The 20,830-nt window shown below is 37.4% G+C and carries 17 protein-coding genes and 1 pseudogene; all 18 read right to left on the minus strand.

The window, feature by feature from the left end; translation table 11 throughout:
• Positions 1 to 87 precede the first annotated feature (87 nt).
• Positions 88 to 1,356 (minus strand): glycosyl transferase, encoded by a 1,269-nt coding sequence (locus tag OCU38_RS16895; protein ID WP_261824616.1) that lies wholly within the window; start codon positions 1,354 to 1,356, stop codon positions 88 to 90.
• Positions 1,357 to 1,379: 23 nt separating this feature from the next.
• The gene (locus OCU38_RS16900; RefSeq protein WP_261824617.1) at positions 1,380 to 2,474 is read right to left on the minus strand and encodes a glycosyltransferase; all 1,095 of its coding nucleotides are present in this window, start codon (positions 2,472 to 2,474) and stop codon (positions 1,380 to 1,382) included.
• 44 nt (positions 2,475 to 2,518) lie between these two features.
• Positions 2,519 to 3,403 carry an O-antigen ligase family protein gene (locus OCU38_RS16905; RefSeq protein WP_261824618.1) on the minus strand — a complete coding sequence of 295 codons (885 nt, stop codon included), beginning with the start codon at positions 3,401 to 3,403 and terminating at the stop codon, positions 2,519 to 2,521.
• 404 nt (positions 3,404 to 3,807) lie between these two features.
• Positions 3,808 to 5,271: an asparagine synthase-related protein gene (locus tag OCU38_RS16910; protein ID WP_261824619.1), complete on the minus strand. Its 1,464-nt coding sequence runs from the start codon at positions 5,269 to 5,271 to the stop codon at positions 3,808 to 3,810.
• A gap of 9 nt (positions 5,272 to 5,280) precedes the next feature.
• Positions 5,281 to 6,351, minus strand: a complete 1,071-nt coding sequence (locus OCU38_RS16915; RefSeq protein WP_261824620.1) for a glycosyltransferase — start codon at positions 6,349 to 6,351, stop codon at positions 5,281 to 5,283.
• Between the two features lie 94 nt (positions 6,352 to 6,445).
• The gene (locus tag OCU38_RS16920; RefSeq protein WP_261824621.1) at positions 6,446 to 7,762 is read right to left on the minus strand and encodes a flippase; all 1,317 of its coding nucleotides are present in this window, start codon (positions 7,760 to 7,762) and stop codon (positions 6,446 to 6,448) included.
• Between the two features lie 293 nt (positions 7,763 to 8,055).
• A complete protein-coding gene (locus OCU38_RS16925) occupies positions 8,056 to 9,060 on the minus strand; it encodes an NAD-dependent epimerase (RefSeq protein ID WP_261824622.1) in 1,005 nt (334 codons plus the stop codon).
• 9 nt (positions 9,061 to 9,069) lie between these two features.
• The gene (locus tag OCU38_RS16930) at positions 9,070 to 10,236 is read right to left on the minus strand and encodes a nucleotide sugar dehydrogenase (RefSeq protein WP_261824623.1); all 1,167 of its coding nucleotides are present in this window, start codon (positions 10,234 to 10,236) and stop codon (positions 9,070 to 9,072) included.
• Positions 10,237 to 10,648: 412 nt separating this feature from the next.
• Positions 10,649 to 11,728 (minus strand): UDP-N-acetylglucosamine--undecaprenyl-phosphate N-acetylglucosaminephosphotransferase, encoded by a 1,080-nt coding sequence (wecA, locus tag OCU38_RS16940; RefSeq protein ID WP_261824624.1) that lies wholly within the window; start codon positions 11,726 to 11,728, stop codon positions 10,649 to 10,651.
• Positions 11,729 to 12,038: 310 nt separating this feature from the next.
• Complete coding sequence (galU, locus tag OCU38_RS16945) at positions 12,039 to 12,905, minus strand: UTP--glucose-1-phosphate uridylyltransferase GalU (RefSeq protein ID WP_261824625.1); 867 nt, start codon at positions 12,903 to 12,905, stop codon at positions 12,039 to 12,041.
• A gap of 83 nt (positions 12,906 to 12,988) precedes the next feature.
• Positions 12,989 to 13,825: an REP-associated tyrosine transposase gene (locus OCU38_RS16950; RefSeq protein WP_261824626.1), complete on the minus strand. Its 837-nt coding sequence runs from the start codon at positions 13,823 to 13,825 to the stop codon at positions 12,989 to 12,991.
• A gap of 238 nt (positions 13,826 to 14,063) precedes the next feature.
• Positions 14,064 to 14,198, minus strand: a pseudogene (locus tag OCU38_RS16955) (UDP-N-acetylglucosamine--undecaprenyl-phosphate N-acetylglucosaminephosphotransferase); the annotation flags it as partial.
• A 375-nt stretch (positions 14,199 to 14,573) separates the two neighbouring features.
• Complete coding sequence (locus OCU38_RS16960) at positions 14,574 to 15,791, minus strand: glycosyltransferase family 4 protein (RefSeq protein WP_261824627.1); 1,218 nt, start codon at positions 15,789 to 15,791, stop codon at positions 14,574 to 14,576.
• The gene (gene wecB / locus OCU38_RS16965; protein ID WP_261824628.1) at positions 15,791 to 16,921 is read right to left on the minus strand and encodes a non-hydrolyzing UDP-N-acetylglucosamine 2-epimerase; all 1,131 of its coding nucleotides are present in this window, start codon (positions 16,919 to 16,921) and stop codon (positions 15,791 to 15,793) included. Before wecB ends, OCU38_RS16960 begins: the two co-directional genes overlap by 1 nt.
• On the minus strand, positions 16,914 to 17,786 hold the full coding sequence (locus OCU38_RS16970) for a dTDP-4-dehydrorhamnose reductase family protein (RefSeq protein WP_261824629.1): 873 nt from the start codon (positions 17,784 to 17,786) through the stop codon (positions 16,914 to 16,916). Before OCU38_RS16970 ends, wecB begins: the two co-directional genes overlap by 8 nt.
• Before the next feature lies 1 nt (position 17,787).
• A complete protein-coding gene (locus OCU38_RS16975; RefSeq protein ID WP_261824630.1) occupies positions 17,788 to 18,825 on the minus strand; it encodes a polysaccharide biosynthesis protein in 1,038 nt (345 codons plus the stop codon).
• Position 18,826: 1 nt separating this feature from the next.
• Complete coding sequence (locus OCU38_RS16980; protein ID WP_261824631.1) at positions 18,827 to 19,951, minus strand: glycosyltransferase; 1,125 nt, start codon at positions 19,949 to 19,951, stop codon at positions 18,827 to 18,829.
• Complete coding sequence (locus OCU38_RS16985) at positions 19,948 to 20,805, minus strand: glycosyltransferase (protein WP_261824632.1); 858 nt, start codon at positions 20,803 to 20,805, stop codon at positions 19,948 to 19,950. The genes OCU38_RS16980 and OCU38_RS16985 overlap by 4 nt, the downstream gene beginning before the upstream one ends.
• Between the last annotated feature and the right edge of the window lie 25 nt (positions 20,806 to 20,830).

Raw genomic sequence — 20,830 nt, forward strand, 5'->3', positions numbered from 1 at the left:
CTCAAGAAAGACGTCGGACTCTTTTTCGTAAAGTGACATTAATACAGATATAGAGGGCATAGAATACTTAATCTCTTAATATAATTACTAAATTTTTGACTTAATTCGATAAAGCTGACGTTTACCATTAAAAACAGAGTCAAAATAAACAAATCGACCATCAATTGACAGTCGCGGATGTAGGTCACAACGAGTTTCTCCCTTGTAACTAAACCCGTGGAAAAACTCACCCAAAATCCTTACCTCTTCAGTTTTCCAATTACAAAGTATCAAATATTGCATTCGCGCTTTGTCTGGATAGGTATCTGTAATGAACCAATCACCGACCACATGCGGATGTCCATCTCCAAACTTGTCGAGTTTACCCTCTGCAAAATGACTAAATGCTCCTGAGCAAACATCGATTAACCAATAAGCATCCTTATCGTTAGGACCTCTCATAAAACCTAGAATCGTATTTTCATTAATCCAGAAACAATGACTAACCATGCCATGCTTCGCCAATGTTTTTATTTCGCTTCCATCATTTTTTGCAAGCATCAAACGATCAACACGGCGTTTCCCTACATAGTATCTGTGTAAAAAAATGAACTGTTTACCAGATGGCGAAATCATAACGTGATTCAATTTATGAATCGTGTCATCGAAATCAGAAGCTTTCTCTATCTCTTTCACATTATCTATGGTGATTAATAATTGACTACTTCCTGTATCTATATCTATCTTCCAAATACCATCATCGTGACAATTTTCGAGTTCATCTTTACTTAAGACTTCTAGGTTCCGATATCCGTAGTCAGGTCTTAACGCCATGAGTCGGCGATAATTAATTGAAAGGAAATAATTAGCCATAAAACTATCTTGAACAGGATATTCAAACCTACAAATTTGCATTTTCTTTGAAACAGAGTAAACACGACTTACATACTTCCCAGTTACTGTATCAAAATCATTAAATATAAATCGATCACCATCTAACCAATGTGCACGTGTACCTTGTTGCCAATTATAAGCACAACTATCAACCTCTAGGATAAGTTCGTCAGACGCATTATAAACACAAAGTTTAATCGAAACGTCTGCTCTCGGTAAATTACTAGTATTGCCAGAGGCCTTATGAACTAAAGTATAACCGTTTGAGGATCTTGGAGACTTATCAAAATATCCAAAAAAGGTTTCTCCCTTGGTATCTTGGGCAATCCTTTCGATAATCATATCAGATTTATACTTATGACTTTTCTTATGCTTTAGATACATCAGTCTCGAATAACTATCTTTGGCAAATTGCTTAATAAATGGAACTCGCGCAAGTACTCTCGCGATAGCACGCTCTAAAGGGTTATATGAATCACTCATTATTTATTCTTCTCTGACTAAAGTTAATTTGATACCAGTTCTTTATATAATTTTTGATAATTTTCAGACATAGTTTTAGCTGAAAAAACTGTATTCGACAATTCCTTCGCATTTTCCCGGTATTCCTCAGGAAGAACAGTTTTGATTTCCGATAACAAAGATGAAAGTGCTATTGGTCCACTTGAAAGATCAAACACTGTTGCACATTTAGGCAACTCAACAGAAATTTCCTCATGTGAAGGAATATCTGATAATAGACTTGGTAGTCCAGCAGCTAACCCTTCTAATACGGTATTGGGAAGTCCTTCTGAAAGAGAGGACGATAAAAAGTAATCTGCACTACAAAGGTAGTCGCGTACGTTATTTACAGAGCCTTTAATATATATACGCTCAGATTTAGCTAGCATTTTTAATTTTTCTTCCTCGTCGCCACCTCCGAGGATAACTAAACTACCTTTGTTATCTTTTGCGTAATGATCAAATGCTTCTATCAGGAACGCCATATTTTTACGTGAAATTAAACTACCTACGCTAATAAATAGTGGTTTCTCAAAATCACCAATCTGGCGATCAGAAGTCATATTAATAGCTTCAGGATGAACACCATTCTGAACAGGCTGAGCATCAACCCCATGCTTAGCAAGTTGAGCAGCAATTGTTTTTGAACACGCTACCACTGTTGAGCAATTTTGCATTGCTAAAAAGTGTGAACGTGCCATTAAATTCCCTTTTAAATAACCAAATTTCATCGGGTAATCATCATAGGGATAATTTCTAGAAGTCAATAGCCAAGGTATATTTAAATTAAGTTTTGACAGTAATGAATCAGCCCTAATACCTTGCGTATGAATAACCGATGATTTATGCTTTTTTATAAAGTTAAAAAGCATTGACTTAGCATATAATAGCCCCTTTAATCTTGATAGGCCTAAACTTTGAACTTCGATATTCAAATTATCATATTTAAATTTCAAGCTATCACTGGACTCAGGAGATAGAGTTAATACTGTTGGTTCAAAAATATCAAAATCTAAATTTCGGATAATATTGAGAAGTTGATTAGTTGGTCCTGATCTTGCGAGACTACTAACTATATATAATATTTTAATTTTATTCAATTTTTTCTCCAAAAATCATAAGGTTACAGTAAAATGGAGCAAGTTTATGCGATCTTTTTTCTTATCAGAGTTTTTAGGTGAAATACTATATAAATACTAAACATTACAGTAAACACCATGAAGAATTCAAAATAACTCGTCCACGTTAAGTCATATACTAATTTTAAAGTTAATAAAACTGAAGCTAACTTCCACAAATAATAATTATCATCACTCAACATCAGTACTTTTTTCTTATTTTTTAATAACCAAATTAGACTATAAATTATCGGAAAATAATATACTATGAATAATGGGATTCCACCGCTAGTTAAAATATCCAAATAGGTATTATGCAAAAAAGTTCCAACTCCGCGATTTGGCCAAATAACAAAATTCTTAGCATTATTTAACCCCACACCTACCCATTTATGTTGACTAAACAGGTCAAAACCATGCTGAAAAATGTATACACGAAGATAAGCACTTTCACTAACTCTCAATGAATCAATGTTCCCAGAAATAGCCATAAAAAACCGATCGATACGTGCACTTATTGGATTATCTATTAACAACAAAATTATTAATGTTATTACCAATGTAATACATATAATACAACGCTGCCTAAAAGGTAACTTTATTAATAAAAATAGACAAAGAACTAAAAGACCTAATAACCCTGTAATCGATTTAGAAATGAGAATCATTACCGCACATGAAATTAGTCCAAAGTAAATAACCATCTTATAAAGTTTCTTTGGATTTATATGCATTTGAGCAATTGAAAATGCCATAACCAAACAAGTTGTAATCGAAAACACATTTCGATCATGAAATACTCCAGAAAAATCACCTTTCATAGGTTTATATATACCTAAAAAGAATAATATTAATAAAACCAAGTTAACAAAGCACCAAAGAAAAAGCATCTGAACTGAATATTTTGTCATATTTACTCTGCTTTTAATGATAACTTCCGATATAAATATCGAAACCGTCATATAAAATGAGCTAATATATAATATTTTCATGTGTTCAGATCTGTCATAAGCAAATACTGAAAGTAATATACATAAAATCACCCAAGCAATAACCAACGATAGGGATTTTATTAAGGAACGAGTTAATTTACCGCGATATAACGTAACGCATACGAACAAACCAGTCGCCATTAAGCCCGAAATCCAACTAAGGTAAAACACATAATGAGTTTCAAAAGATCTGTAGGTAAGTAAGACTATAAATAAGCATAGTCCCATCAAAGTACCTATTAAACGAGAATAAAGTATCAATCTTTCCTACCTGATTGTTTGAAATATCTAACTATTTTTTACCGAAAAATGATGCTTTAAGCTTACATCTTTCGTTTCAATGCTTCATGGTAAAGTCTAGTATGTATATAAGCTTTTGCCTGTGACATTGAGTCTTTAAAGGTACGTGACGGTAAGTCTGTTTGACTTTGTTTGATATCGTATATATCCACAAACTGTGCAAGAGAAGCTAACCATGCCATCTTTTCATCTAAACGATCTGCTTTAGCATAACTATTTTTAGACCAATACCTAATCCACATTTTAAGTGAAGAATTATTAAAGATACCTAAACTCTGCAAAGCACCACTACTGATACTATCTATCACTTGAGAGCGAAGTTCAGTCCTTAACCATAGCCCGTAACGATTGTTAAGTGGAAGATTATTATCTTCAATTAAAGCACTTTTCTGATTATATTTTTTTCCAGTACGAGCCCATGGTATGCTTTGCAAAATATGAGGTAATTTATTTAGCAAATGCTCGTAAACATCATCGGTTCGACACTCTGAAGCTAAAGACCACATATAACCAAACGACTTAGGAGCAGTAAACATCTGATATAATGGGATCTCATCATCAATTACTTCCATACAAGAATTAAGCTGTCTGCGCATATAGTGCATCTGCATCTCGATCTCACGGTAAGCCATCTCACTTAGTGCAGGGAAACGAGCTCTAGACTCATTCAAGTCACATTGAATATTTGAAAGCGCAATACTTTCAACATCTTTAAGAAGAAAAGAAAAATGATGTAAGTGTTTTTCTAGAATACTGGGAAGTCTATCGGTACGTCTACCAGAATACTCTCCTCGCCCTATGCTATCACCGTAACTACCAGCAAGAATCCCATCAATGCCTTTGGTTTGAGATACCAATTCCATTGCATGTAAATGAACGGGGGAATACTCTGCACCACGTAACGCAGCAAGCTTAATATTTAAAGATAAAACCTCAGAATTTAACTCAAAATATCTAAAATCCCAATTAAATTCTGTAGCAATACGCTCGGCATATACCACATCGCGACTTTCTGGAATACCCCAAGTGAGAGCAGTAACTTTTCCGCTGTATTCACCTGACTCTTGAAGAAGCTTAACAATCCCTGCGACGATACGACTATCCATACCACCGCTAAGTAGGATGCCAACATTATGTTTATCGCATATAAATTGTAGCACTTCTTCTTTTAATTTTTCATGTAACGTATTTGCCGCCTTAGATGGGTCAACCCTATTGTGACCATGTACTGGCAATTCAGATTTAACCCAGCAACTGCCATCATCTGACAATCTTGACATCCAAGGTGTTCTTTCAATACCTTGAATCAAAGTTCTATCACCAATAGCATAATTTTTCATCAAAATGCTGAGTATTGCAGTCTCATCAACCTGATTTATAGAGCTAATATTACCATTCAAAACATCACGAATTGATTTATGAGCTTCGAAGCTACCTGCTTTGTGATAATACGATCTCGAACCTAAGCAGTCATAGTATTCAAACATTTACGTTTCCTAACTTTCTTCGTTTACTAATTCTATATATTTGTCAACTACGGCTTGAACACTAAATTCTGTTGCCCTAACCAAAGTATCTTTCGATTGGTGTGATTCTAGTGTATTAAGAATGGCGAATGAAAGCCTTTTAATATCACTTGGTGGAACCAATTTACCCCATTTTCCATTTTCCAAAATCTCTGCTGGGCCAGAAGGACAATCGGTACTCACTACAGGAATATTAAGAGCTAATGCTTCTACAAGAACATTCCCAAAACCTTCAAATATTGAAGACAATACAAATAAATCTGCTTTTGCTAAGTATTTATACGGATTTAACTCAAAACCATGCAGTGATACGACCTCAGAAAGCCCTAAACTACTAATCAAACTCAGAAGATCTTCACGGAGTGGTCCCTCACCAAGAATAAATAACCTTGCGTTTATATTAACGTCATAAACAAACTTAAAAGCATGTATCAGAGTTTTATAGTCCTTTTGAATAGAGAGTCTACCCAAGGAAACGATAGTTTTATATCCTTTACCAAACCAAGGATGCTCAACTACTTCAATACCAAGTTTATGTATTTGTTCTGTATAAGCCGGATTATACATGACGTTTAAACTCTCTGGTTTAATAGAAAAGTTAGTTATCATATCATCCGCAACACCTTTTGAAACACAGGTAATTTTACCTACATTTCGTGATAACAATGGATAACAAATCGGTAAAAGAGTCGATATAAAGCCCTTATTATTCTTCTTAGAATTTGAAAGGCTAATTACTACCCTCCAAAATATTGTAGTTTTTGTAAACGAAAGCATCTTTGCAATTGCCAGTACCCAGTTTGGCATATGTAATGTACTAAGAATGAACAAAGGCTTAGCCTGCCTCATATAACGAATTAATACACTTATGTCGGCTAAATAAGTTTTATCTATTATAATCGAATTTACATTTTTAGAAACAAGACTTCTTAGTGGCCCGACATCTCTATGCACCAGCAAATCAACAGCATATCCTCTCCGGGAAAATTCATTAGCTAAATAGATCAACTCCCGTTCAGCACCACCGCCAGAATACGACACTAAGTATAATCCAACCCTTTTCGTTAACAAGTGTTTCTCCTTGAGGTAACTTCACTATCTAAATTTTAAAACTAAAACATACAGCTTATTACCACTATTTTAAAGACCTCAATGACTTTACTGTCCTAAGTGTAGTGGTAAAAAAGAGCGCTTTAGTTTGTAATAAAAACAGTTCTCTAGTATTTTTAGTTGTCATATTAAACAAATAAAGAGCAATAATTTGTGATACTACTGTTGCGATGGCTGCCCCCATGGCGCCCTGCCAAGGAATTAACCATAGGTTTAATAACACGTTAGCGACAACCCCAAGAAGGGAACGATAAAATGCATACTTCTGCAAGCCTTCCGCAATTAAATAGCGATAGCTAACACTGCTAAGAGCAATTACCACCCCACCCCATATATGTACAATAAGTATATTAACTGACTCATGATATTGCTCGCCAAAAGCAATATTAATTAATGGGTTAGCGATAAGTCCTACTGCGATCGCAATTACTACACCTACAAAAACCATAAGATTTAGAAGATCTTGTGTTCTTTCTATATATAAATCTCTGCTCTTCTTTCTTGCATTCAGTATCATAGGATATAATGACGTTGCAATCATCGTTGGCACAAATGATGCGCCTTCACTAACTTTAACAGAAACTGCATATATACCTACAGCAGTGTTACCTATGATTTCACCAAGCATTATTTGATCTATCTTTGAAAAAATAATATACAACGCAGTAGACAAAATTAGAGGCCAAGCGTTATTCAATAAATAAATAATTCTATTTGAATCTGGGCGTAGCTTGTTAATATCAACGTTAGAATTAGATAAATATAGATATAATAACCCCAATGACATAATAACAAATTCAGATGCAACAGCAATTGAAAAATAAATAAGCGGAGCATTTAAAATTATCATTACAACTTTTAAGATAATACTAAATGTGAACGCTATTAATTCCATACCCGCACTATATTTTGCTTGTACATGGGCTTCAAACCAATACCTAATAACTTCGAATACTTTAAATAGATATCCTGTTGATATAATTGCAACTAAACCGATAGTTGTTGTTTCACCGGGGCTCAACATAAGCACAACAACTGTAACACTTATAATAAAAATAACACAGCCTAAAGAACGTAAAGCAATGCTTGATGCAATTGTTTTCTCTTGCTCTTCTGGACAACTAAGTACCTCTTTAACGACCAAACTTTCAAGGCCTAAAGTAATCAGTACAGAAAACAAAGTTACAAGAGATAGCGCGTAGCTAAGTAACCCAAAATCTTCAGGTCCTAAATATCTTGCCATTAAAACTGTTAATAAAAGAGCAAGCCCCATTCTATAGATCTTACTAAATAGTAACCATGAGGTGTTTGACAAATACCTACGAAAACCTTTGCTTTTCATTAACTACCTTCATGCTTACAATAGAAAACAGCCAAAAGAGCTAAAAATACTAACCAAGGAAGTACAATTAACAATCGCATCGAATCTGTTGTCTAACAAAGTGTGACTAACAACGGTTATTGTACACATAAAAAATACCTTTCACATTAGAAATTAATATACCCTTCATTATTACAGAAGGCCTATCCTATTCACTAACCCTCAAACGAAAAAAGCCGGAATGCTCACTAGAACATTCCGGCTTTTACTACAATACAATCACTCTAACACCCTAAAGAGAGTCAGGCTAACGATCACTTATCATAAAATTCTCGATACCAAGAAACAAACTCAGCCACACCCTCTTTCACCGTGACTTTAGGCGTGTAACCTGTGGCTTCAAACAAGTCTTGAGTATCTGCATAGGTTTGATACACATCACCTGGTTGCATTTCTCGGAAGTTCTTCTTCGCTTCAATTCCGAGCTCATCCTCGATAGCTTTTACAAAGTCCATCAATTTGATTGGTGAGCCATGGCCTATGTTGTAAATAGAATAAGGTGCAGAGCTAGTAGCAGGAGAACCTTCTTCCACAGTCCAGTCATTAGTTCTTTCTGGAATGATATCTGCGATACGAATAATACCCTCAACGATGTCGTCTACGTGTGTGAAGTCACGCCACATGTCACCATTGTTATTAATGTCTATGGTATCGCCATCTAAGATCTTCTTAGTGAAAATAAATGGTGCCATATCAGGACGGCCCCAAGAACCATATACGGTGAAAAAACGAAGACCGGTAGTCGGGATATCATAAAGATGTGAGTAGCTGTGAGCCATCAACTCATTCGACTTCTTAGTCGCCGCATATAGTGATACAGGATGATCTACAGAGTCAGATGTTGAAAACGGCGTTTTCGCATTCAATCCGTAAACGCTGCTTGATGATGCATAAACTAGGTGTTTTACTTTGTTATGACGACATCCTTCAAGGATGTTCAAGTGCCCAACTAAGTTTGAGTCTGCATACGCGTGCGGATTTTGAATTGAATAGCGAACGCCCGCCTGTGCTGCCAAGTGAATCACTTGATCAAACTGTTCAGTTTCGAACAATTGCGCAATAGCTTCACGGTCTGCGATATCAAGCTCGATAAGTTTAAAGTTCGAGTGCTTAATTCGCTCCAAGCGCGCTAGCTTGAGATTTACATCATAGTAATCATTGATGTTATCTATACCAACAACCGTATGACCTTTCTCAGTTAGTTGCTCTACAACAGCACTACCAATAAAACCAGCTACGCCAGTTACTAAATATTTCATATCATTCTCTTAATCTGAACCAAATAGATCACGTGTGTACACTTTGCTTTCAACGTCTGCCAACTCTTCTACCATGCGATTTGATACGATCACATCAGACATGGCTTTAAACTCAGCCAAGTCTTTAATAACAGCAGAGTGGAAGAACTCTTTTTCTTCTAGAACAGGCTCGTATACCACTACCTCAATACCTTTGGCTTTTAGGCGCTTCATAATACCTTGGATAGAAGAGGCACGGAAGTTGTCAGAGCCTGCTTTCATAATCAGGCGGTAGATACCGACTCGCTTTGGATTACGTTTCAATATCGAGTCAGCCACAAAATCTTTACGCGTGGTATTGGCATCAACAATCGCACCTATTATATTATTCGGTACTTCTGCGTAATTGGCACGAAGCTGTTTGGTATCTTTAGGTAGGCAATACCCTCCATAACCAAACGAAGGATTGTTGTAGTGACTGCCGATGCGAGGATCTAACCCTACGCCCTCAATGATCTGGCGAGCGTCTAGGCCATGAGTTTCGGCGTAAGAATCCAGTTCGTTAAAGTAAGCGACGCGCAGTGCAAGGTAGGTATTCGAAAACAATTTAACTGCTTCGGCTTCGGTAGAGTCCGTAAACAGCACTTCGATGTTCTCTTTTACTGCACCTTCTACCAGCAAATTAGCAAATGTTTCAGCACGCTCAGAACGCTCACCCACGATAATGCGTGAAGGATGAAGGTTGTCGTACAGTGCACGCCCTTCTCTTAAGAATTCGGGTGAGAAGATCAGATTATCACAGCCTAACTCTTGCTTAATGCGAGCGGTATAACCCACAGGAACGGTGGATTTGATCACCATCACTGCATTTGGGTTAATCTTCATCACCAGTTTAATCACCGCCTCTACTGACGATGTATTAAAGTAGTTGGTTTCTACGTCGTAATCAGTTGGCGTTGCAATCACTACATAGTCGGCATCTTGGTATGCCTGTTTGGCATCGAGTGTAGCAGTGAAATTAAGGGGCTTATTAGCCAGAAAGTCTTCAATTTCAACATCGACTATCGGCGATTGTTTGTTGTTCAGTAGCTTGACTTTATCTTCAACAATATCAACCGCGATAACTTGATGGTGCTGCGCTAGCAACATCGCATTAGACAGGCCTACATAGCCTGTACCTGCAATAGCAATTTTCATTTTATTCTCGTTTTATTCTTTAATGTGCAAAGGACTCACCTCACATTGATAGCAAGCCAATCCTTGTGTACAACACGATTTGTACTCATTCCACCAAGTAAAGTTGCTGTTAGGGATGCACAACCGCGTTATTCTCTTTCTTCAAATACTAGTTACTCCAGCTTATTCCACTTTCACGACACTTTTCCCATCTAAAAAGAGTGTGTCATCCAATACATGTGGAATAAGAAACACCCTACAATGATGTAGAACATGCAGTATTCTGACACGTTTAACGCCTCACCAATGGAGACTAACCGCAGAGTACGTGACTTGAACCGAACAAATCACCACGAGTGATTCCCTTAGCATGATGTAATAGCGTTGCTCGCGGTCTAGGTAACCACTACCTACCAATCACAACCTGCAAATTTCAAGACCTGACCCCGCTTTTCCACTTTCGAACTATCTTCGCCATCTGAAATGAGTGAGTCATCCAGTAGGTATGGAATAGGAAACAACCGACAATGGTGTAGAACATTACGTATTCTGGTACGTTGAAGTATTCACCTAGTAGGCCAATGGTTGAGTAAATGATTTGGGTTACGCAAATTACTACTAGTGCTTCGCGTGGGGTGAAGCCGATACGTTGCATAATATGGTGGAAGTGTTCTCGGTCAGGGTGAAAGGGTGAGTGTCCTTTGCGGACGCGGCGGATCATAATGGCCATCATATCAATCAAAGGCACAGCAATTAACCAAAGTGCGGTTACCGGTCTAATGACGTAGTGTCCACCCTCGCCTTGTGTTCCGCCGATCAGAACCCAAATTACGGTAAAGCCGATCATCATGCTTCCTGCATCGCCCATAAATACCTTACGCACTTTACCGAAGTAACCTAGGTTAAATAAAATGAACGGAATTAAGATAACGATAAAGACGACAGTAAAATACGCGGCATTAGGAAGATCGTGGCTATAAAAGACAATGCCGAGTGACGCAAACACTACCGTGGTTAATCCACCTAATAGACCATCAATACCATCAACCATATTAAAGGCATTGATTGCGCCGATTACGGCAAACATAGTAACAACGATGTCAACATAAGGAGGGAACTGCCAAACACCAAAGCCCAGTGCGTTACCGATATGCGACAGTGTGATACCTGTATAATGAATCATCACCAAAGTTAATAGTGCCTGAATTCCCATGCGTAATTTATAACTAATATCAAAGCGATCATCTAACACCCCGATCGCCACCAAGATGGTTAAACAAGTGGCAAAAATTCCTGGGTGCTGCAGTTCGTCAGCATTGATATATAAGAAATACAGCACTGTAATACTAATCGACACTCCACCAACCAAAGGTACAACACCTTGATGAAGTTTACGTGCATTCGGTTTATCCACTAAGCCTATTGCATACCCTACTTTACGCATGCAATAAAGCACCGCAAGTGATAAGAAGAAAAACATCGATAGTTCGATGATATACTCAAAAACTGACATGACAGAAAACCTATCGTGAATGATTAAGAAAATGTAAAAAGAAAATGTAAAAAGAAAATGTTTTGAAAATAAATGGTATAGCAATTTAAGCTTATGCTGTACCGAAGCACAGTACAGATTATTCCGTAGTTAGAGACAAAAAGTGGGGTAAACAGTAATTAAAATCAATATTGAATCAGCTACGATAGAGTATCAATCGTTAAAGAGTGGGTTATAGAATTCAAGGGAAAATCACCAATGAAACTAAGTAATCATTAAGGGCGTATGCAACAAGAATAAAGTGCTAAGCTCTTGCAACGAAAATCTTACTTTAAACTTTCTTGGTAGAAGAACGGTCAATTTTTACTTTACTGCCTTTTAAGTAAACATTCTGGTAGCAATAGTTAGTCGCTTCGATATACCCTTCTACACTTCCACAATCAAAACGCTTACCTTTGAATTTATACGCAATCACGCAACCACTTTTCGCTTGCTCTAACAATGCATCGGTGATTTGGATCTCCCCGCCTTTACCGGGCTTAGTATCTTGCAAAATATCAAAGATATCAGGAGTTAAAATATAACGACCAATAATAGCTAGATTACTCGGCGCTGTACCTTGCTCTGGTTTTTCTACCATGTCGGTAATACGAATTAAGTCATCACTTAAATGCTCACCCGCAATCACGCCATATTTATGCGTTTCCGATTCAGGCACTTCTTCAACCGCGACAATAGAACAGCGGAACTGACGATATAACGCAGCCATTTGCGCTAAAACACCTTCCTGCTCACTGATACACAAGTCATCTGCCAAAACCACCGCAAAAGGATTGTCGCCCACCAATTCTTTGCCGGTTAAGATTGCATGCCCTAACCCTTTCATCTCGCGTTGGCGGATAAATGTATACTGCGCAGAATCAATCAAAGAACGAATATCATCTAATAGAGGTTCTTTGTTGGTACCTTGAATTTGATGCTCTAACTCATAGTTCTTATCAAAGTGATCCATAAGTGAGCTTTTACCACGGCCTGTAACAACAGCCATGCTAGACATACCCGCTTGAATAGCTTCATCAACACCGTATTCAATAAGGGGTTTATTGACTATAGGCATCATTTCTTTTGGCATTGATTTTGTGGCAGGTAAAAAACGCGTGCCATAGCCAGCAGCAGGGAATAGACAGTGTTTACTCATTTTATTATCTTTAATTAATTGGAAATAAGGAGTATGTATCAATTGCCGGGGATTAACCCTAAGCTAAAATTTGCGTGCAAATTTCAAGACCTGCCTCCGTGTTGATTTCGTACAATGCGACTTACTATTGAGCAATGCACATTAAAATAATTTGCTATTTGTTTGAGCGTGTAACCACCAGAACGATACGCAAGAGACATCGCTTCGGAACGATTAGACGCCAATGCTTCATAAGTGGGCAAGGGTTTTGGTTTAGATCGTCGTTGTTTTAATGGCACTTCTTGAAGGTCGCATTGTAATTTGTCATGCAGTGCTTGGTGCGTTTGCACAAAATGGTCACTGCCGAGAAAAACTTGATGTTGCAAGTGTTGCCAAATATTAACACCCCTACCATTAGCAACGAACTGTATATACTCTTTTATGGCGACCTTTCTATTTCTAGAAAAATGGCATAACAAAGCATCCGTTGCCAACCAATCCGGTGACTCTAAATTGCCAAGCATATGATGCCAACTAGACCACTGCCATTCATCTAAATTCTCAACCATTTTTGCCCGTAAAGGATTGAGAACAATATAACGACAGAGTTCGAGTAAATAGTTTTCTTTATCAACCAAGATTGCTTTGTAGCGCCCTTGAAACAAGTGTCCCACCCGTTTGTGCTTGCGATTGATGGATTGAGTAAATACACCATTTAAGTGACGCATACCCTGACTTAAATTACCGTCTGGCGTTTCAAGCAAGAGATGATAATGGTTACTCATCAAACAGTAAGCATGTACTACCCAGTTGTAATGCTCACAAACTTGCCCTAGAACATCCAAAAATAACTCAAAGTCCTCGTCGCTAGCATAAATACACTTTCGTTCATTACCTCGTGAGGTTATATGATACAACGCCCCTGAAAACTCTAATCGCAATGGTCAACTCATGATTCCATTCCAAGTGAAACAGCAAAACATGAAGTTAACTATTACTCAAAACAAAACGATATTAATCACAACATCACTCAATTACGACCAGCCTCGCACTAAATCAACCGAAAAACGACATAAAACCGATTACAAAAACCACACTAAATAAAAAAGACCAAACCTCGCTATTACCCACACTTATTACACGTGCAAATTTCAAGACCTGACCCCGTTATTCCTTGCTACCCTGATGGAGCTTGCGCGCATTGGGTTTATCAACCAAACCTATTGCGTAGCCAACTTTACGCATGCAATACAGCACGGCAAGCGACAAAAAGAAGAACATGGACAGTTCTATTAGATAGTCAAAAAAAGACATGAATAAAGCCTAATACGAGTTGAATATGTACGTGTCTAGCCAACACGCTTAAATAGAATAAGGTTTATAGTTTTCTGCCAGCGTAATGATTTAAAGAACATTTGGCATTTAGAGTTTGAACGTTTATCGCTGAAGCCCCTAACTGAACAACTCTGCAGATTACCGTTGTTCTGTGTCACAGATATGACTATAGGGTTTAGAATAGCAATTAAAAAATGTGTCTCAGTTTGGTCTCACCCTGAGACACATATTGTTGTAAGCAAATGAATTATCGAATTAAAAAAGGAACGCCAACGATCATCCCAATAGGGCACACGATTCAATGGCTTATACGAAAAGACAAGCTTTCTCTCTGTGAGTTTGCCGCGGCCTTGATTAGCGACTCTTTTGTTTGTGACTTAAGGCACTAACAATAGAGTTTGCGATATTTCCAACTGCAAATTCTTTTCCTAATAGCTCGTAGCCAGAAGCACCAATACGTTTCCTTAACTCGGCATCACTTTGCAACTTGCTTGCATTTTCAAAGAAAGTATCATCGTCACCGTTAACGCTAATCAACCCAGCATGATTTTCATTCACCAAATCCATTAGATCATTTCCTTTATTGACACTGCCTAAGATGGGGAGTGACTGAACCATATATCCTAATAACTTACCAGGAAAATTATGTGCACTATGCTGAGATGACAGTGAGAATAATCCAACATCGACTTGAGCTAAAATATCTTTGAATTGATCTTGGGAAACAGAAGGCAGATAAGAGCAATTGTTCAACTCCCAATCTTTAATCAAGTCATTCACTAACTTGACTTCATCACCCTGTCCTACAAAAAGGAAGTGCGCCTTGTCGAAGCATTGCATGGCTCTCGCTAAACGCATTAGATTGGCCATATCCTGAGCATGACCAATATTCCCCCCGTAGAAGTAGATTACTTCATCGTCTATCCCTAATCGCTTTCTCAAGTGATCTTCTTTTCCAGAGAGCTTATGAGGTAACAGATTAGCCCAGTTGCGCAGTATCGCAGTTGGGTATTGCAACCCCGTATTGGAATTGAATATCTCTAGGTTTTTCTCGGACATAACACCAATAGTATCTGCTTGACGATAAGACACTGATTCAAAGAACCTAAAGTAACGTTCTATTAAAGAGCCTTCTTTCATCAAACCCGAATCAATAGCCCATTGAGGAAAGAAATCACGCAAGACAAGGTAACTATTGCACTGGCAACGTTTTTTCAGTTTTGATACCAACGATCCAAAGAAAATTGATGGAGAATAGTAAACAACCCCATCAAATGTATCTTTATCGATTTTTCCTTGAATTGCACTCCAAGATCTAAAAGACAGCAACGTTTCATTAATCGCTCGCTTAATCTTTGGAACATCCTTGATTTCGCCAGAAAAGAAACGCCAAACTACAATACCATCTAAATGATCTTCTATAAGTGCTGATTCATGTTTTTCGAAGTGAGGCGTGATAACTGTTACTTCATGTCCTTGACTTATTAACTCTAAACCAAGTTCATGAAACATTTTGGCTGCCACACGTGTGCTGTGTGGCAGGTAGTCATCAATAATTAACGCTAGGTGCATTACTGTTTCTTCCAAACAACGCGGTTAACATAGTCGGTGTAGCTTAGAATTGTACGAAGTACCTTGTCAGAAACATTTGGTGCACTATAATCAGCGACTTTGTTCAACAAACGATCTTCGCCTCTTGGTTGATCCTCCAAGATTTCAATCGCTTGTAGAATTCGCTCTACACTCATCCCTGTAAACATCACAGCCCCCTCTTCAAACCCTTCAGGTCGTTCTTGAGCTTCGCGGATATTAATAGCAGGGAAGTTTAAAATCGAAGACTCTTCCGTAATCGTGCCACTATCACTTAAAACGACTTTCGCTTCTCTCTGCAGACGGATGTAATCACTGAAACCTAGCGGCTTCATCAAGCGAACTAAAGGATGGAACTCTAGATTTAGTAGCTCAATCTTCTTACGCGTTCTTGGGTGAGTGGAAACAATAATAGGTAGATTATACTTTTCAGCAATCGTATTCAGCGCTAACACATAGTTGTTAATATTACGCTCAGAATCGACATTTTCTTCACGATGAACACTAACTAAAAAGTAACCTTCACTCTTAAGTTCTAGGCGCTCTAACACATCAGATTGTGAGATTTTATTTTCGTAGTGAATCAAAACCTCATCCATTGGGCTACCTGTTTTTACGATGAAGTCAGGGCTAATACCCTCACGTAACAGATAGTCACGAGCAATGTCGCTATATGGCATGTTTACATCAGAAGTATGATCGACAATCTTTCGGTTTATCTCTTCTGGAACACGTAAATCAAAACATCGGTTACCCGCTTCCATATGGAAAATAGGAATCTTCTTACGCTTAGCTGATATAGCAGAGAGCGCACTGTTAGTATCACCCAGAATCAACATAGCTTCAGGCTGAATTTCCTCAAACATCTTATCTGACTTACTAATAACCTGAGCCATAGTTTCAGCAGCAGTACCGCCAGCACACTCTAAAAATACATCAGGAGAACGGATACCAAGATCATCAAAAAAGATTTGGTTTAATTCATAGTCATAGTTTTGACCAGTGTGAACTAACGTATGGTCAGTGTATTCATCCAACTTAGCTATTATACGTGAAAGACGAATGATTTCTGGGCGAGTGCCTACGACGGTTACTACTTTTAATTTACTCATAGTTATATCTCTTAGTGTAATCGCTGTGCATGAATGCTACCAACTCATCCCAAGATGGTGGTACGAAGCCCGTTTCATCCCGAAATTTTGATGAATTAAGTGAGCGGTCAATGACAAAGTCTTCAAACTTCTCAATTTCAATCTGCTTATTGTAGACATCAGCAACTTTTGAGATCAAAGAGTACTTGTCGATAGGATCTACAGATAATTGATACAGGCCAGAGAGAGATGCATTAGGAAGTACATAATCTGCAAGAACTTTTGCAACATAGGCCGTTGGCAGGCCAGAGAATACTGCTTTGGAGAACCCTCTAACAGAATCGTTTTGACTTAAGAACCAGTCTACTAAGCTAACTGAAGATTTAAGCTCATGACCGATAATTGAAGTACGCAGAGTTACGTGCTCGCCGTAATCTACTTCACCAAGACATTTAGATTTACCATAAAGATCTGTTGCAGTTGGTAAATCAGACTCTAGATAATTACCCACTTTACCATCAAATACGCAGTCTGTTGAAAAGTGAATTAAGCGAGCGTCAATAGTATCGCAAAGGTGTGCAATTTTATGAGGAAATAGCGCATTGATCTCAATGGCTTCAACGTGCTGCTTAGAAACAACGTGCTGCTTGATAAGGCCAATACAGTTTATTACAACGTCAGGTTTTATGTCTAAAGCCGCCATTTCCAAAGTAGCGAAATCTTTCACGTCAACATTAGTAATCAGTTTATCTGTTGATGGGAAGAAATGCTCCACCCCATTAACGCTGCGAACTGTGCCATACACATCGAGATTTGATAATTCGGATAAATTGGAAAAGATGCTATAACCCAGCATCCCTGTCGTTCCAATAACAAGAACTTTCACGTTATACACCCTCTGGAACGATAATGTTACCCGCTTCAATTTCACGGATGAAGTCTAGCTTTCTTAGTAGCTGCTTCATGCCTTCAACATCAAGACGGTCGGTATTGTCTGAGTTGTAATCCTCAACTTTTGAAAGACCTTTCTCACCTTCTTCAAAATACTTTGAATAGTTTAAGTCGCGATTATCGGCAGGAATGCGGAAATATTCACCTTGATCTTGCGCAACAAACATCTCTTCACGACTACACAATGCTTCAAATAGTTTTTCGCCATGACGCGTGCCAATAACATTCACTTTATGCTCAGGTTTATCTATCATTTCAAGGATTGCTTGTGTGAGTACTTCAATCGTTGCGGCGGGTGCTTTCTGGACAAAAATATCGCCATTTTGACCATAAGTAAATGCATGTAATACTAAATCAACGGCATCATCAAGCGTCATCATAAAACGCGTCATGGTCGGGTCTGTAAGGGTAATTGGTGTATCTTCGATAATTTGACGAATAAACAGCGGGATAACACTGCCGCGAGAAGCCATCACATTGCCATAACGCGTACCACAAATCACCGTGTTTGTGCCTTCTAAGTTGCGACTTTTAGCAACAACCACTTTTTCCATCATCGCTTTAGAGATACCCATTGCATTGATTGGGTAAACAGCCTTATCCGTGCTTAAACAAACAACCCGGCTAACACCATGAAAAATTGCAGACTCTAATACATTCTCAGTACCAAAAACATTCGTTTTAACGGCTTCTAGCGGATAAAATTCGCAAGATGGTACCTGTTTTAATGCTGCAGCATGGAACACATAATCCACACCGCGCATCGCAGTTGCGATACTCTGTGGGTCTCGAACATCACCGATGTAAAACTTTAGTTTGTCGTTGTTAAAAGCTTTACGCATATCGTCTTGCTTTTTCTCATCACGAGAAAAAATACGAATTTCTTGGATATCGGATTCTAAGAAGCGACGTAATACTGCGTTGCCAAAAGACCCAGTACCTCCAGTGATTAATAGAGTTTTACCTTTAAACATTTTATTGTCCTATAATATCATTTATTATTTTTAAGTACGACTTAACCTTCTGCTTATTATCAGGGAACCTTTTTATTCTCTTGCCTCCTTTAATCAACATCTTTCTGCGCACATCTTCATTTTCAATGATAATAGAGAGCTTATTCGAAATATCTTGAGGAGAAAAAGGGTCAAAATAAATGGCACAATCACCACAAATATCTCTAGCAAAGTCATAATCACTAGTAGCAATGCATAAGTTATTGGCCATAGCTTCCAAATAACTAACTGAAAAGCACTCTATTAAAGTAGGTAAAAATAATGCGTCCGCATTTTTATACAAACTCTTGCAATCTTCAACAGACACTGGGCCCATATTGACCGTATATTTTTTAAATGTCAGTGACTGTTTATCGTATTCATCCTTAGGAAAGGTAACTATAAAGATCGCATTAATTCCTTTTAGTTCTAATAATTCAGCGACTTTTGAAATAACTCCTAAGTTTTTATGAGGGTAGTTATATGTAACTGAAATAAACTTGAAATAATCCTTATAGCTCTCTAATTTCTTTTGGAATTTTTGATTATCCGAATAATCAACAGTATATATATAGGGTAAAGTATTTGAAACAACACTTATTCTATCCGCTTTTCCTCCAAACTTATCAATAAATAACTTTCTCACTGAATTGGTTTCTGTGATATAATATTTATTCGGAGAATATAATAATTTCCCCAGGACAAAGTTTTTGAATTTATAAAAGTATTTAGATGCAAATGAATATACTTTATATGCGTTCGTTTTATCGTTTACGAGCCAAGCATTTGCAAAACCTATAATATGTTTGCTTTTGGGGTTCCAAAATGTAGGCCCAAATATACTAAAGACACAATCAAAAGAACTGCTCATTTGTACAAGGGTTTTACTAGACTTATTAAAGGGCATCAGATTCATGATCCCAGTAGTGATAACTATACTTTTAGACTTTAGAGTGTCAGATAATTGTGAGTAGAGTCTCTCGCTAACCAAATATGAAAAACAATAATTTTGAGAATGTGAACTTTCGAGCTCTGTAATAACAGATATTGCAACTTGAAGTCCACCACCTACTTTTATATTTGAGGCATCAACAAGAATTTTATTCATGAACCAATTGCTCTTAGTATTTTTTTAATATGAACTGATATAGTGTTACGTAAGCCTCTTTTTTTAAATAATTTAAAAGCAAGTGCATAATCTAATTTAGCTTGAGGGTATGAGTAAAAATTTAGAGTTAAATTTTCTCTCATCAAATGGAAGTAAGGTTTATTACTATATTTCTTCAAAATTAATTTAAGCGCTAATTTAATCTTTTCATCTGACTTAGAAATTCGCTCATGCTCGTGAGATACATCGATTACATATGTAGCATCAGGAATCCGTTTACCTGGACCATATTCCGAAATTAATCTAATCCAAACATCATGATCTTGCCATGCTGGTAATTTGCTATCAAAACCACCAATCGCCAAAAAGTTAGTCCTCAATGTAAAAACCTGATTACCAACATTATTTTCCATAACAATATCATTAATAGTAAAGCACCTATCATCCATTAATATATCCTTCACATTTTTTCTTGTCTTATATTTATAAGAGGAAGATAAAAATGAATATTTTTTTAGTAAATTTGCATTATGAATAAATGCTTCAAGCCGATTATCTTCAAAATAATCATCATCATCTAACCCTGTAATATATTTTCCAGTACAGTTTTCTATCGCTTTATTTCTAGCGGCACATGCCCCAGAGTTGGTTGGTAGTTTGTAGTATTTAATATTTGAAAATTCGTCAGTAAAATTTTTCATCAGTAAATCGGTACTATCTGTGCTATTGTCAGAACAAACGACAATTTCAAAACTCCCATACGATTGGGAAAGCACAGATTGGATTGCCCTTTTTAACAACTGAGCACGGTTGTATGTACAAATGTACACACTAACGGTTGGTTTTGTGTTCATAAATATACCCGAATATACTGCTGAC

Origin of the sequence: Vibrio neonatus, from assembly GCF_024346975.1 — a bacterium.
Taxonomy (GTDB): domain Bacteria; phylum Pseudomonadota; class Gammaproteobacteria; order Enterobacterales; family Vibrionaceae; genus Vibrio; species Vibrio neonatus.